Consider the following 14,569-nt stretch of genomic DNA (forward strand, 5'->3'; position numbering starts at 1 on the left):
GTCACATCCGCTCGGGTGCGCCGACGCCCAGCAGGTCCAGGCCGTTGCGCAGGACCTGGCCGGTCGCGTCGTTGAGCCACAGACGCGTGCGGTGAAGGTCGGTCACCTCGTCGTCGCCGAGCGGGATCACGCGACAGTTGTCGTACCAGCGGTGATAGAGCCCCGCGAGTTCCTCCAGATACCGGGCGATGCGATGCGGCTCGCGCAGGTCGGCGGCGAAGGCGACCAGGCGCGGGAACTCCTGCAGCGCGCCGAGCAGCGCCGACTCGGTCTCGTGGGTGAGCAGTTCGGGGGCGAATGCGGTGCGCTCCACCCCGGATGCGGCGGCGTTGCGCGCCACATTGTGTGTGCGCGCGTGGGCGTACTGCACGTAGAAGACGGGGTTGTCGTTCGTGCGCTTCTGCAGGACCTCGGGGTCCAGCGTGAGCGGCGAGTCGGCGGGATAACGCGCCAGCGAATACCGCAGGGCGTCGGTGCCGAGCCAGGCGCGCAGGTCGTCGAGCTCGATGATGTTGCCCGCGCGCTTGGAGAGGCGGGCACCGTTGACCGAGACCAGCTGGCCGATCAGCACCTCGATGTCCTTCTCGGGGTCGTCGCCGGCCGCACCGGCGAGCGCCTTGAGCCGGTGGACGTAGCCGTGGTGGTCGGCGCCGAGCAGGTAGATCTTGTGCGCGAAACCGCGGTCGCCCTTGTTGAGGTAGTAGGCCGCATCCGCCGCGAAATAGGTGTACTCGCCGTTCGAGCGGCGGATGACACGATCCTTGTCGTCACCGAAGTCGGTCGTACGCACCCAGACGGCGTCGTCCTGTTCGAAGACATGACCCTGCTCCCGCAGACGCTCGACCGCCTCATCGACGAGACTCGGGGATCCGTCATGCAGTACGCGCTCGGAGTACCAGACGTCGAAGTGCACGTTGAACTGTTCGAGAGAGGCCTGGATCTCACCCAGCTGCAGGGCGTAGGCGAGCTCGGTGGTGAACGCCAGCTGTTCCTCAGGCGAGGCGAACAGCACGCCGCCGGGCTCGCCGTGGAAGTCCGCGGCCCGCACGCGCTCGGCGAGGTCCTGGATGTAGGCGCCGACGTAGCCGCCCTCCGGAGCCGGTTCGCCCTTCACCGCGGCGAGTACGGAGCGTCCGAAGCGCTCCATCTGGGCTCCCGCGTCATTGATGTAGAACTCGCGCACGAGCGTGGCACCGCTGGCCAGGAGCAGACGGGCGATGGCATCGCCGAGCGCCGCCCACCGGGTGTGGCCGATGTGGAGCGGACCGGTCGGGTTCGCGCTGACGAACTCGAGATTGATCGAGTTGCCGCGCTGGGTGGTGTTGGAGCCGAATGCCGCCCCCGCCTCGACGATCACGCGCGCGAGGGCACCGGCGGCCGCAGCATCCAGACGGATGTTGATGAACCCGGGACCGGCGATCTCGACGGAGGCGACACCGGGAACCTCACCGAGGGGGCCCGCGATCTCCGCGGCGAGCTCCCGCGGATTCGCGCCCACCTGCTTGGCGAGCTTCAGAGCGATGTTGGACGCCCAGTCGCCGTGGTCGCGATTCTTCGGACGCTCGAGGACGACGTCCGACACCGCGACCTCGACACCGGGGCGTCGCGCCTCGACGATCGGTGCGACGACGGCGTGCAGGGCGGCGGAGAGCTGTTCGGGATCCATAGGCGTCCCATTCTACGTTCGTCCGCCGCGACGGCCCGGCCCGCCTGTCGGGGCGTCAGGCCATCGGAACGAGCGCCGCATGATCGTCGGCGGGACCCGGCGCGTCCTGCACCGTCGCGTCCACCTCGAGCCGGTCCAGTCCCACGTATCCGCCGTGGTAGCTCAGGAATGCGCAGTCCGCCGCATCCCTGCCGGTGGCGATACGCACGAGCGAGGAGCGCGGCGCGAGCCGGGTGGCATCGATGACGCTCCATTCGCCCTCGACGAGCACCTCGGCGACGGCGTGGAAGTCCATGGGATCGAGCTGGGGCGCGTAGCAGGCGACATACCGCGCGGGTATGTCCATGGCACGCAGCAGCGCGATGACGAGATGGGCGTAGTCGCGACAGACGCCTTGCCCGCTGGCGAGGGTCGTGACCGCGCTGTCGGTGCCGAGGCTCATCCCCGGGGTGTAGGTGACGCTCGTGGCCACGAACTCGGAGACGGCCTCCACGAGTGCCCGACCGCTCAACCCCCGGAAGAGTCGGCGCGCGGTGGCGAAGACCTCGTCGGACTGGGCGTACCGGCTCGGACGCAGAGCCGCGATCGTGTCGATCTCCGTCGTCGCAGACTCGACCCCCGCGCCCACGACCGCCTCGTAGCGCACCTGGAGGAGCCCGGCCTCACCCGTCAGGCGGTGCAGGCGGTTGCCGGCCGCATCCACGAGCTCCCTCGGCAGCACCTCGCGGCCGTCCTGCACCAGGCTCAACCGCTCGCTCACGACCCCCGCAGATCGCGCCACCGCGATCTGCAGGATGAGGTCGACGGAGGAGCCCAATTCGAGGTCGAGTTCGGCTCTCACTTGGCGCTGCACCGGCCCATCCTCGCATGCGGATCGAGGGCCGAGGCCCGCCGCATCCCTCTCGCGAACCCGCTCCGGCCCGCCACACCGTACGCTCGAGCCATGACCCGATCCGCCCGGCTTTCGCCGCGCCGCGCGATCGCCGTCCTGGCGACGCTGGCGGCGGCGATCGCGTGCATCTGCGCACTCGCGCTGACGCGCCCCTGGGCGACAGGAGCACTACCGGTCAGCCGAGCGGATGCGGGAGGCGCGGCGCCCGCTCCGGTGGCGTCCATCTCGCTGCCCGATCACCCCCGCATCCTCGTTCTCGGCGACTCCTGGACCTACGGTTCCGCCGCCTCCGCACCCACGCTGGGCTACGCCTACCTCCTCGGTCCGCTCATGGGCGGCGAGACGAACGTGAACGGCTCACGGGGCAGCGGCTACCTCGTTCCCGGCATCGACGGCGGGACATTCGGCGAGCGCGTCGCCGAGCTGGATGCGTCCGACCATCCCGATCTGATCGTCGTACAGGGCTCGATCAACGATCGGAAGGTTCCTCTCGACGGCTACGACGAAGCCGTACGCGGGGCCTGGGACGCGCTCGCCGCACTGTACCCGGAGGCGCAGGTCGTCATCCTCGGACCCGCTCCCCAGATCCTTCCCGTCGAGGCGGCGACCGCCGAGATCGACGAACGGCTGAGCCGGGCGGCAGCGGTGCGCGGCTGGCCATACATCTCCCCTGTGGGTCAACGGTGGATCACGCCGGAGAACTACGCGTGGATCATCGACAGCGGACCGGTCGGGCGGCATCACCCCACCACCGAAGGCCACGCCTACCTCGCAGAGCGGCTCACCGCTGCGCTCGAGGGCCTGCGCTCCGACTGAGCTCCGGTGCAGGCGGGCATTATGCACCCTTTCGGCGAGCAGAACCACCGGAGCCGCCCCGGCCCCTCTGCTGGCTAACGTGAACGCCGGGGGCACGGCGACCCGCCGCGCCCGTGCCCGAGCGCCGGCCCCACCGTCACCGTCCGGGAACCCACCTATCGGGCTGGTCCCGGGCAGGAGTCGTGAACATGGGTATTGGAAGCGGAATCGCGCTGTTCGTGATCGGAGCGATCTTGGCGTTCGCCGTGAACGTCGACCTCGGCGGTTACGTCAACCTGAGTCTCATCGGGTACATCCTGATGGGCGCGGGGGTCCTCGTCTTCCTGATCAGCCTCATCCTCGTCATGCGTCGTCGTTCGAGCGTCTCCACCTCGCGCACCGCGGTCGACCCCGCCAGCGGCGAGCGTGTCACGACGCGTCGCACCACGGACAACGGCGAACCTCTCGCCTGAGTACGTGTCCGACATTCTCGACGCCGTTCCCGCCGGGACCGGCTCCCTCCTCGCCGGCCGCTACCGCCTGATCGAGCGCGTCGGCCGCGGCGGCATGGGCACGGTCTACCGCGCTCGGGACGAACTGCTCGGCCGTGATGTCGCGGTCAAGCTCTTCCACTCCGAGCAGGCGGACGGCGTCGAGGACCGTCGCAAGGTCGGCGAGGCGACGATGCTCGCCTCGCTCTCGCATCCGTGCCTGGTCACCCTGTTCGACGCGTGCATGGGGACCGAGGCTCCGAGCTACCTGGTCATGGAGTACATCGCGGGTCCGACCCTGCGTCAGCGTCTCGTGGAGGGACCCCTGGGGCTCGATGAGGCCGCCGTCATGGCGAACGACCTCGCCGCGGCGCTGGAGGCCGTCCACGCCGCGGGCATCGTGCACCGGGACGTGAAACCCTCCAACGTCATGCTCCGTGCCCGCGGTCGCGGAGCCGGCTTCGGCTATCAGGCTGTGCTCGCCGACTTCGGTGTGGCGCATCTCCTCGATTCCACGAGGCTGACCACGCCCGGTGATGTCATCGGCACGGCCGCCTACATCGCGCCGGAGCAGGTGCGCGGTCATGCGCCGGTTCCCGCGTCCGACGTCTACTCCCTCGGACTGCTCCTGATCGAGGCCATCACGGGCCGACATCCCTTCGCGGATGCGCCGGCGGCGAGCATGCTGTTGGTCCGGCTCACCCGTCAGCCCGACGTGCCCGCCGGCATCGGCTACGCGTGGCGTTCCCTGCTCACCGCGATGACGGTGCACGATCCCGCTTCCCGCCCGAGCGCGAGCGAGGTCCTCGATCGGGTCCGGGCGGTCCCCTCCGCCACGACGACGGCCGCCACCGTCCCTCTGGATGACGCACTGCTCGTCACGACGTCGCCGATCGCCGTCTCCGCTGCGTCACCGCAGGTCACCGAACCGATCGATGCCCCGATCGCGGCTCCGTCGTCTCGCCGGCGACGCCACGGGATCGTCGCCATGACCGCAGCGGCCGCCGTTCTCATCGTCGCCGCCGTCGCCGTGGGCATCACGACCGTCCTCGCGCCGGCGCCGGTGACCGAGGAGTCCGTCGTTCCCGTGCAGCTGAACACCGTCCCGGCAGACGACGGATCCGAACAGACCCCCGCTGAGACGGTCGAGTCCGACGACCAGACCGTGGAGCCGGCCGACACCGGCACCGACGCCCCCCAGCCGGAGCCGTCCACCGAGCCGCAGCCGGAGCCGGTCACGGACCCGCAACCGGGGCCGGCATCGGACAACGGCTCGAATCGCGGCCCCGGCAACAACAACGGGAACGGGAACGGGAACGGCAAGAAGCCCTGACGGCGCAGGAATGCCACCTTGCGACGTCATCCCGCCGTCCTGCCCCACAGCATGCTCCCTCCTGGGTGTGGGCGAGCTCGCTCGCGGATTCGGACGGCATGGATGTCGCAGGGGTGGGCTCGTCGAGGTGGGATGCACGGCTTCTTCGCGTGGCCCTGGCCATCACCCACGTCAGTCGGCCCGCGCGAACGGACGCGAGGCGTCGATGATGCGCCGCAGCGACACCGCTGCCTCCCACCGATCGAGCGCGCTCGATCCCGACGCATGCCGGATGCGGCGGCGATAGGCGGCGAGCGCCGCATCCGCTGCGCTCAGACGGGCCGCGAACGCGGAATCGTCGATCGGCGTCGCGGTGTGCTCGGCGCACGCCGCGACGGCGTCGGCCAGCGCACGACGTTGCGCACGCCCGAGTTCGGCATCGAGCGTCAGGCGGGTGAGGGCCTCGGCCAGTTGACCCGTAGCCGCCGCGACGGCACGCAACGCCTCGAGACGCCTCCGACCGGTCTCCACATCTGCGCGCGCGTGGCGCGCCCGGGGATTCCCGCGTTGCGATCTGACCGCCTCCGCCACCTCGCCCGCCACGGCGTCGGCCGTCGCGGTGAGCTCGGCGATCCGGTGCCGCAGACGCTCGGTGTCGACCGTGCGCTCACCCAAAGCGTGAGCCGCATCGTGCAGCACCTCGCCGATCTCGTCACGCAACGCGTTCAAACGCGCCGTGGCCCGCCGGATGTAGAGCGGAGGCACGACCAGCACATTCACCACGAGACCGACGAGCACGCCGAAGGCGGTGGTGATCAAGTACGACGACGAGTAGCTCTGGGCGTCCGCGTTTCCGACGAGCAGGACGAACAGCGCGGCGATGGGTATCCAGTCCCGGCCGGTGCCGAGCAGCGTGAGACCGGCGCAGATCGTGCCCGCTCCCGTCACGAGCGCGACCGCCACCAGACTCGGCGCTCCGGCGACGAGCAGAGCGATACCCACGAAGCCCCACGCGATCCCCACGGCGAGTCCTGCCAGCGTCTCGAGACCTGCGCGCATCGAGCCCGCCAGCGTGGAGTACATGCTGATGAGCACACCCAACGGGGCGTAGTACGAGTACTCGCTGTCGGTGAACGGCACGAAGGGTGCCAGCGTCCAGGCGATGGCGGCGGCACCGGCCACCTTCGCCGCGAGAAGGAGACGCGGCGGTTCCACCAACTCGGACAACCGGCGGCGCACGGCGAGCGCGGGGCGAGACATCCCCCGACCGTAAGCAGGCACCGCGATCCTCGGACGGGCCTTGACGGTGCGGCGCGCGCACCTTCGCACGCGCCCGGGTACGCGCTACCAGGCCCCGCGCGCTGCGACAACCCCGTCGGCCTCGATCATGACCGGTCGCAGGGTGGGGCGCATGCGAGCGATGACTTACCGAGGCCCCTACAAGGTCCGCGTCGAAGAGAAGCCCGATCCGCGGATCGAGCACCCCGATGATGCGATCGTACGGGTGGAACGCGCCGCGATCTGCGGGTCGGATCTCCACCTGTTCCACGGCATGCTCCCCGACACGCGCATCGGGCACACGTTCGGACACGAGTTCATCGGACGCGTCGAAGAGGTGGGCCCCTCGGTGCGCAACATCTCGGTCGGTGACCGTGTGATGGTGCCTTTCAACATCTTCTGCGGCACCTGCTTCTTCTGTGCTCGCGGCCTCTTCTCCAATTGCCACAATGTGAACGCGAACGCGACGGCCGTCGGCGGGATCTACGGCTACTCGCACACCGCGGGAGGTTTCGACGGCGGCCAGGCGGAGCTCGTGCGCGTCCCCTTCGCCGATGTGGGCCCGTCGGTCATCCCCGAGGGACTCCACGACGAGGATGCACTCCTGCTCACGGACGCATTCTCCACCGGCTACTTCGGCGCCCAGCTCGGCGACATCTCCGAAGGCGATGCCGTCGTCGTCTTCGGAGCAGGTCCCATCGGTCTCGCGGCGGCGCGCTCGGCATGGCTCATGGGTGCGGCGCGGGTCATCGTCGTCGACCACGTTCCGTTCCGACTCGAGAAGGCGAAGGAGTTCGCCTTCTCCGAGACCGTGGACTTCCGCGAGCACAGGGACGTCGTCGTCGCCCTCAAGAAGCTCACAGACGGCCTCGGGGCCGACGTGGTCATCGATGCCGTCGGAGCGGAGGGCGGACGGGCATCTCGTGCAGCATGTGAGCTCCGCCAAACTCAAGTTGCAGGGCGGCTCCCCCATCGCGTTGAACTGGGCCATCGACAGCGTCAGGAAGGGCGGGCGCATCTCCGTCATGGGCGCCTACGGTCCGATGTTCAGCGCGGTGAAGTTCGGCGACGCGATGAACAAGGGCGTGACGATCCGCACGAACCAAGCACCCGTGAAGCGTCAGTGGCCGCGTCTGATCGAACACATCCGGGCGGGACGGATCTCGCCGCGCGACATGATCACTCACCGCATCCCCCTCGAGCACATCGCCGAGGGTTACCACATGGTCTCGGCGAAGCTCGACGGTCTCGTGAAGGCCGTCATCCTGCCGCCCACGTCGTGAAAGGACGACTGATGCCCTACACCGCCGCCCACCCGCCCGTCCCCTCCTCCGATGAGCTCCGCGACCGCATCCCGGGATGGGGTGCCGACCTCGACCACGCCGATCGCCCGTCCGTCCCCCAGGAGATCGACGCCCTCGCCGAGACCGGGGCTTGGTGGGACGAGCCGGAACGCCAGAAGGAGAACGCGCCACGGGAGCGCTCGATCGAGCACGAACGCCTTCCCGCCGTCTTCGGCACCGCGCAGCCGCTGCACGGTCTCTCCGGAGCCATCAGGCGTTACGCCTACGCCCGCTTCAGCGAGGCGCGCGCCGCGCACTGGCTCCTCCTGATCGGCGCCGACCGCGTGGAGGCCGCCGGAGCGCACGTGCATTCTCTCGTCACCGCGCGACCGGACAACCCCGTCACCCAGACCGGCATCGCCGCCGAGTTCCGGCACGCACCGGTGGCATCCCGCACGGGGCGCGTCGACATGCGCCACGCCTGGATCGACCCCTTGCTGGTCGCCGGACCGTGGCTCGCCGGAGGGCTCGGCGTCTTCTGGGTCGCGCGGCGGGTCCTCCGCCGCCGCTGAACCTGCGAAGGTCGGTGGGGATGTCGTGAGTTCGACGATCGGGCATGAAGCAGGCCCCGATACCGGACTAGCGGCTCAAGCGCAGGGGCCCGCGGCACAAGGCAAGGCCAACTCAACTGCAATCGAAGCTGTGAGGCGAAGGCAAAGGTCAGCGACAGGATTAGGCGAAGTCGCTCCGCTTTGAATCGAGTGGGCACGTATCGATGAGCCTTGTCCCGTGCGCTAGTTTGTGCAAATGACCAGCGATTCTATGCAGGCGGGATGGCATCCAGATCCGTCGGGCCACTTTGAGCAGCGGTATTGGGACGGCTCCAACTGGACGGAACATGTGTTCGCTGGGGGCCTCCAATCTGTCGCACCGATCGCCCGCAGCCGCGCGGAGGCTCGTGCCCTAGCTTCCCGACCCGCGCAGGACGTCAGTCAGCCGGAGAACACGACCGGGAACACACAATCCACGGAACCGGCACCTCCAGCAAGAAGTGATGACAACCAGCTGGCTCTTGAGAAGATCCCGCTCGTCCGCGTGCGCAAACACGCCGAAAAGCTCCGTTCAGAGGTGGCGCGGCTGCAGGGACTCATTGATCAATACGGGCTCCCGGAAGTCGCAGCCCTGGATGACATGAAGCATCATCTCGCGCGGGAGGTTGAGGGCGCCCGGGCGCAGGTTTCGGTTGCGGCGACCGAGTTGCGTTCGCGACAGGCTGAGATTGCGACGGCAGAAGCGACTCTGCTCGATCTTCGAGGCGCTGTCGAAGTGCAAGAACTCGGCCTGTATGACTATGAGCATCCCGCCGAAGACTCCGTCGCCCTCGGCACGCAACTCGAAGCGCTACGTGCGGATATCAAGTCGGCTGTCCGTATGGGGCGCGCTACGGACGCGAAGAGCAACTTCACCTTCAACAACAGCACAGCCAAAGGAGCGAAGTTCGTCCGTGACATGTCCAAGCTTATGCTCCGCTCCTACAACGCAGAAGCAGAGAACTGCGTCAAGGCTGTTCGTGCCGGGAACCTGCACACCGCTCAAAAGCGGCTAACAACAGCCATGGAACAGATTGCCCGACTCGGGACCATGATCGATCTGAGCATCACCGCGTACTTCCATGAGCTGCGTCTGCGCGAACTGGAACTTGCCAACCGGCACCTCCAGGCCGTCCAAGCGGAGAAGGAAGCGGACCGCGCGCACCGCGAGGAGCTCCGAGAACAGCGAAAGGCTGAGAGAGAACTCGCCGCGGAGAAAGCTCAACTGGAGAAGGAACGCGGACACTATGCGAATACGATCGCGGCCCTAGAAGCCAATGGTGACCACGAAGGCGCTGAACGTATGCGAGCGCGCCTCGCGGACGTCGAGCATGCCATTGAGAATGTCGACTACCGAGCAGCCAACATCCGAGCGGGCTACGTGTACGTCATCAGTAATGTCGGTTCGTTCGGTCCGGACGTCGTCAAGATCGGGCTTACCCGTCGACTCGAGCCGATGGACCGCGTCAATGAACTCGGCGACGCATCGGTGCCCTTCCGCTTCGACGTCCACGCCCTCTTTTTCGCCGACGACGCCGTCGGCATCGAAGCCATGCTGCACCAGCACTTCGCGGATCGCCGCATCAACAAAGTCAACCTGCGCCGCGAATACTTCCGTGCAACGCCCACAGAAGTGCGTGAGGTGCTGAAGGCGCAGTCCGTCGAGCTTCTAGATTTCAAGCTCGACCCCGCTGCCGAAGAGTACATGGCTACTCAGGCGCTGCAAGGGAGCTAGCGCGACAAAAGAGGGCGTGCCAGGCCTTGCGCCGCCGTTGAGCCCGCCGAGGCTCGGCGGGGGTGCCTTGAGCTCGAACACCGGGCATCAAGAAGGCCCCGATCCGCGGAAGGATCGAGGCCTCTTGTACGCCGTGCCCCCGGAGGGATTCGAACCCCCGACCTACGGTACCGGAAACCGGCGCTCTATCCCCTGAGCTACGGAGGCGTACCGATCGAGACTATCACCGCCCGCTCCGGCCCCGTGACGACGGGTCAGGGGTATCCGCGGGTCCAGAGGCCGTAGACGGCGAAGAACTGCAGCACGACGAGGCCGATCAGGATGCCGTTGCGTGCGCGCTTGGAGGCGGACAGCTTCTCGTGCGCGAGAAGCGGAGACATCGGCATCAGCAGGCGGAACGTGCTGGCCTGCGGCAGGAAGACGCCGAAGATGTAGAGCCCGTAGCTGAGCCCGTACGCCGCGACCACGATGCCGAGCTTGCGCACCGGCCGTGACCAGATCAACAGGGCGAAGCCCACCATGAGCGCAATCACGAGCAGCCAGCCGAACACGCTCAGGTACTCGCCCATGAAACGGAACCACGGCGTGAGGGGCATGAACTCGCCGTTGCCGACGAACGGACGCCACCAGGCCGTCTCCGTGAGGAGGTAGGCGTGCGGGGTTCCGGTCCACGCATCCGCGATCCACGACCAGGCGAGCCCGGCCAGCGCGGTGACACCGCCGGCCACGAGCAGCCCCACCACCTCGCGGCGCGGGAACGGGTCGACCGCCCGACGCCGCCAGCGCACGAGGAAGACGATGCCCAGAGCCAGAGCGAGAGCGAGGGCGCCGGGTCGAGTGAACGCCGCGATCAGCGCGATCGGGGTGATCCACACGTATTTGCGCTTGACGGCCAGCAGCAGCGCGGCGAAGGTCAGCGTGAGCACGAGCGATTCCGCGTAGGCGATGACGAACACGAACGACAGCGGCGCGAAGGAGAAGAAGATCACGGCCCACTTGGCCTGGCGCGGCGAGGTGACCGCGCGCAGCAGCAGGAACAGCAGCACGGTCGCCGTGGCGCTGAAGAAGATGCTGAGTCCGATCCCGGCTGCACGCCAGTCGGAGCCCACGAGGTCTCCGACCAGGCGCTCCAGCCACGGATAGATCGGCAGAAAGGCCCAGTCGTTCTCGAGCACGTTGCCGTTGGGACCGATCGGGATGACGGGCGGGTAGCCGATCAGCGAGATGCGACCGTAACGGTCGGCGTCCCACCCCGTCAGGAAGGCGGCGAAGGTGCCGACGGGTCGGTCCTGCGCGCCGAAGCCCCATCCCGCGCCCGTCGAGACCAGGTACCAGAAGAGCAGGAACGCGAGGTTCACACCGCGGGCGATGGCCCAATAGCCCAGCACCTGGGCGAGTTCGATCCGCCGAACCGCGCGTACGCGGGGATCAGGTCGGGATGCGTCGTCGACCCAGCCGTGTATGGCCGTCGCCACGCGCCGCCATCGCGGCGTGCGCGTGTTCTCAGAATCGGCATGCAGTTGCGAACCGGTCACCGTCACGACTTTCCTCTCCCCGCGTGGCGCGAGCGATCCTAGGCGAAGCGGCTATGCCGGCCCCCACAGGATGCTCCCATCTTCGAGCGCCGAGCAAAAGCCTGTGCGCTCAGGAAGCGTCACCCGTAAGCTTCAGCCCGATCACGCAGCCCACGAGCCCGGCGATCAGCAGCAGCCTCACGATCGTGAACGGCTCGGCGCCGGTGACCATCGCCCAGATCACCGTCAGTGCGGCTCCGATCCCGACCCAGATCGCGTAGGCGGTGCCGGTCGGGATCTCGCGCATGGCGAGCGCAAGACCGCCCATGCTCAGCACGAGCGCCACCGCGAAGACGATGCTCGGCAGGGGTTTCGACAGCCCCTCGGACCGGCCCAAAGCGCTGGCCCAGACGGCTTCGAGCACTCCGGAGACGATCAGGACGACCCACGACATGACGTGCCTTTCGGCCAGTCTTGTCGCTCTCCGGGTACTGATCCGTCGTCCGGGGGTCCGGTCGGGACCCGGCACGACCCTATCGGACGTGGCCGAACAGCAGCTCAGAGGAGGAACAAGCCGTCGACGAGACCCGGGTTGTGAGCGTGGACGAGCACCCCGAACACGACCGCGTCGAACAGCAGATGCACCGTGACGACGTAGGCGAGCGAGCGGGTGCGCAAGAAGATGTACCCCTGCAACAGCGCGAACGGAACGGTCAGAACGGGCCCCCAGGCGCGGTAGCCGAGTTCCCACAGGAACGAGACGAAGACGATCGCCTGGACGAGATTCGCGGTCAGATCGGGCAGGTGCCGACGCAGCAGCGCGAAGACGGTGCAGATGAAGAACAGCTCGTCCCAGATCCCGACGGCTCCGACGCCGATGAACAGGCGGGCGATGAGATCGGGGGTGTCCACCACGGGCCAGTTCTGATAGACGCCCGAGCTGATGAAGTAGAACGGCAGGATGAGCCACCCGAGCACGAGCACCGCCACCAGCCACATCCACTGGAACCGGCTCCATCGGCCGCCCCCGCGCCACGGGAAGCGGATGGCGCGGTCGCGATAGACGAACCTCGACACGACATAGGGAACGGCGACGGCCGCGCCCAGCGCGATGGTGAATCGCACCATCGCGGCATTGTCGAGCTCTGCCGCGAGCGGGATGGCGCTGACGATCAGCATCCCGGCGGAGATCAGTGACAGATCGCGAAGCAGCGATGTGTCGCCCGGCTGGCCGCGATCCGCCCACCATGCCGTGACGAGCCCCGCCGCGAGCATGCTCCACCCCAGCCAGGGAGTGAGGAGCACGAAGAACGCCGGTGCGGCGAGCGCGACCAGCAGGGAGGCCGCGAGCGGCCGCATCCGCAGCGGGATACGGCTGGTCGTTTGCGCGGCGGGCACCTCAGCCGCCCGATCGCCGATAGGCGAGGTCGCGGATCGCGCGCCCTACCCTTTCGCCCTTGCGCTCGAACGCCGTGACGACACGCCCCTCGAAGCGCGGCGCCCATTCGCCTTCGAAAGCCCGGTCGAACGCCGTCGCCTCATCGAGGACGGAGCGCATCTGCAGCGCGTAGTCCTCCCAGTCGGTGGCCAGGCGCAGCATCCCACCGGGGCGGAGCGCGCGCGCGAGCGTCGGCACGACGTCCGGCTTCACCAGCCGCCGCTTCGTGTGCTTCTTCTTGTGCCACGGGTCGGGGAAGAAGATCCAGACCTCATCGGCCGAACCCGCCGGCAGGAGATGTTCCAGCACCTCGGGGGCGTTCGCCTCGACGAGGCGCAGGTTGCGAACGCGCCGGCGCGGTCGGCGTCGAGCATGGTCCGCGCGAGTCCCGCGCGGAAGACCTCCACCGCGAGGAAGTCGATGTCGGGTCGCGTGGTCGCCGCGTGCACGATGGCGTGGCCTTGCCCGGAGCCGATCTCGACGATCAGCGGAGCCTGCCGGCCCCACACCGTCGACACATCGATCTGCGCGTCGGCAGCGACCGAGGTGGCGGCGTTCTCACGCGTCACCGGCAGCAGCAGGTGCGGGCCGAGCTCGGCCCAGGCGCGCTCCTGCGCCTCCGACATCCTCCCGCTGCGGCGCACGAACGAGACGGGGCGATCGCGGAAGACGCCGGATGCGGGATCGGTCATCCCCCCAGGATACGAAGCGCCTCAGGCCGTGACGAAGTCGATGAGTTCCTCGACGCGCCCCAACAGCGCAGGCTCCAGGTCGCGGTAGCTGTGGACGCTCGCGAGGATGCGCTGCCACGCACGCGCGAGGTCGGCTTTGTCGCGCGCCGGCCAGCCCAGCCCGCGACACACGCCCGTCTTCCAGTCGATGCCCCGCGGCACCTCCGGCCACCCCGGGATCCCGACCGCGCGCGGCGTGACGCATTGCCACACGTCGACGAACGGATGACCGACGATGCGCACGTGGTCGCCGTGTCGGCCGCGCGCGACCTCCGCCGCGATCCTCGACTCCTTCGACCCCGCGACGAGGTGGTCGACGAGAACGCCGTATCGACGCTCGGCCGTCGGCGGCTCCGCCTCGAGCAGGTCGGAAAGCAGGTCGATGCCCTCGAGATACTCCACGACCACGCCCTCCACGCGCAGGTCGTCGCCCCACACCTTCTCGACGAGCTCGGCGTCGTGCTTGCCCTCGACGAGGATGCGGCTCGGCCGGGCGATACGGGCACGCTGATCTGCGACCGCGAACGACCCGGATGCGGTGCGGGCGCGCCCGACGGCGGCGGGCACCGCCGACGGCGCCACGAGGCGGACGGCCTCGCCGTCGATGAGGAAGCCGGGGCCGAGCGAGAACATGCGTCGCCGACCGGTGCGATCCTCGAGTTCGACGAGTCCGCCCTCGACCGACGTCACCGCGCCGCAGAACCCGTCCTCGGCGACCTCGACCACCGTGTCGCGCTGGGCGGGGACCTCCGCGAGGGCCTTCGCATTCCGCTCCCGCCAGCCGGCGGCGAGCACATCCGTGGGGTACCGGTCATCCATAACGCCGAGCAGCGTAACCAGCGCG

General features: G+C 68.6%; 12 protein-coding genes, 1 tRNA gene, 2 pseudogenes and 1 riboswitch. Of the genes and pseudogenes, 6 read left to right on the forward strand and 9 right to left on the reverse strand.

All coding sequences use genetic code 11. The features are described from left to right. Position 1: 1 nt before the first annotated feature. Together QE377_RS02550 and QE377_RS02555 are read right to left on the reverse strand one after the other, a co-directional pair. Positions 2–1,666 (reverse strand): arginine--tRNA ligase, encoded by a 1,665-nt coding sequence (locus QE377_RS02550; RefSeq protein WP_307319413.1) that lies wholly within the window; start codon positions 1,664–1,666, stop codon positions 2–4. A 55-nt stretch (positions 1,667–1,721) separates the two neighbouring features. Continuing rightward, positions 1,722–2,519, reverse strand: a complete 798-nt coding sequence (locus tag QE377_RS02555; protein WP_307319415.1) for a transglutaminase family protein — start codon at positions 2,517–2,519, stop codon at positions 1,722–1,724. A gap of 90 nt (positions 2,520–2,609) precedes the next feature. Between QE377_RS02555 and QE377_RS02560 the strand changes: the two genes are divergently transcribed. The 3 genes from QE377_RS02560 to QE377_RS02570 all read left to right on the forward strand — a co-directional run bounded on the left by QE377_RS02560 (position 2,610) and on the right by QE377_RS02570 (position 5,177). Beyond that, positions 2,610–3,374, forward strand: coding sequence for an SGNH/GDSL hydrolase family protein (locus QE377_RS02560; RefSeq protein WP_307319418.1), 765 nt, complete (start codon positions 2,610–2,612; stop codon positions 3,372–3,374). 188 nt (positions 3,375–3,562) lie between these two features. Continuing rightward, the gene (locus QE377_RS02565) at positions 3,563–3,826 is read left to right on the forward strand and encodes a DUF6458 family protein (protein ID WP_137416451.1); all 264 of its coding nucleotides are present in this window, start codon (positions 3,563–3,565) and stop codon (positions 3,824–3,826) included. Positions 3,827–3,830: 4 nt separating this feature from the next. Next, positions 3,831–5,177, forward strand: a complete 1,347-nt coding sequence (locus QE377_RS02570; RefSeq protein ID WP_307319422.1) for a protein kinase — start codon at positions 3,831–3,833, stop codon at positions 5,175–5,177. A gap of 171 nt (positions 5,178–5,348) precedes the next feature. Here the strand turns inward: QE377_RS02570 and QE377_RS02575 are convergent, their stop codons facing one another. Continuing rightward, the gene (locus QE377_RS02575; protein WP_307319424.1) at positions 5,349–6,416 is read right to left on the reverse strand and encodes an FUSC family protein; all 1,068 of its coding nucleotides are present in this window, start codon (positions 6,414–6,416) and stop codon (positions 5,349–5,351) included. Between the two features lie 151 nt (positions 6,417–6,567). Here QE377_RS02575 and QE377_RS02580 point away from each other — a divergent pair. The 3 genes and pseudogenes from QE377_RS02580 to QE377_RS02590 all read left to right on the forward strand — a co-directional run bounded on the left by QE377_RS02580 (position 6,568) and on the right by QE377_RS02590 (position 10,042). Beyond that, positions 6,568–7,717, forward strand: a pseudogene (locus QE377_RS02580) (zinc-dependent alcohol dehydrogenase). Between the two features lie 11 nt (positions 7,718–7,728). After that, positions 7,729–8,289: a hypothetical protein gene (locus QE377_RS02585; RefSeq protein WP_307319427.1), complete on the forward strand. Its 561-nt coding sequence runs from the start codon at positions 7,729–7,731 to the stop codon at positions 8,287–8,289. A 235-nt stretch (positions 8,290–8,524) separates the two neighbouring features. Beyond that, the gene (locus QE377_RS02590) at positions 8,525–10,042 is read left to right on the forward strand and encodes a DUF4041 domain-containing protein (protein ID WP_307319429.1); all 1,518 of its coding nucleotides are present in this window, start codon (positions 8,525–8,527) and stop codon (positions 10,040–10,042) included. 134 nt (positions 10,043–10,176) lie between these two features. On the opposite strand, the gene QE377_RS02595 is transcribed toward QE377_RS02590, so the two are convergent. The 6 genes and pseudogenes from QE377_RS02595 to QE377_RS02620 form a co-directional block, all read right to left on the reverse strand. Then, positions 10,177–10,249 (reverse strand) — tRNA-Arg (locus tag QE377_RS02595). Positions 10,250–10,296: 47 nt separating this feature from the next. Further along, positions 10,297–11,577: a hypothetical protein gene (locus tag QE377_RS02600; RefSeq protein WP_307319431.1), complete on the reverse strand. Its 1,281-nt coding sequence runs from the start codon at positions 11,575–11,577 to the stop codon at positions 10,297–10,299. 109 nt (positions 11,578–11,686) lie between these two features. Next, positions 11,687–12,010 carry a multidrug efflux SMR transporter gene (locus tag QE377_RS02605; RefSeq protein ID WP_307319434.1) on the reverse strand — a complete coding sequence of 108 codons (324 nt, stop codon included), beginning with the start codon at positions 12,008–12,010 and terminating at the stop codon, positions 11,687–11,689. A 9-nt stretch (positions 12,011–12,019) separates the two neighbouring features. Continuing rightward, positions 12,020–12,083: riboswitch (guanidine-III (ykkC-III) riboswitch) on the reverse strand. Positions 12,084–12,114: 31 nt separating this feature from the next. Then, positions 12,115–12,915, reverse strand: coding sequence for a CPBP family intramembrane glutamic endopeptidase (locus tag QE377_RS02610; RefSeq protein WP_307325836.1), 801 nt, complete (start codon positions 12,913–12,915; stop codon positions 12,115–12,117). Positions 12,916–12,955: 40 nt separating this feature from the next. Beyond that, positions 12,956–13,686, reverse strand: a pseudogene (gene trmB, locus QE377_RS02615) (tRNA (guanosine(46)-N7)-methyltransferase TrmB). A 21-nt stretch (positions 13,687–13,707) separates the two neighbouring features. Next, positions 13,708–14,544, reverse strand: coding sequence for a DUF3097 domain-containing protein (locus QE377_RS02620; protein WP_307319436.1), 837 nt, complete (start codon positions 14,542–14,544; stop codon positions 13,708–13,710). Between the last annotated feature and the right edge of the window lie 25 nt (positions 14,545–14,569).

Origin of the sequence: Microbacterium sp. SORGH_AS_0862, from assembly GCF_030818795.1 — a bacterium.
Lineage (GTDB): Bacteria > Actinomycetota > Actinomycetes > Actinomycetales > Microbacteriaceae > Microbacterium.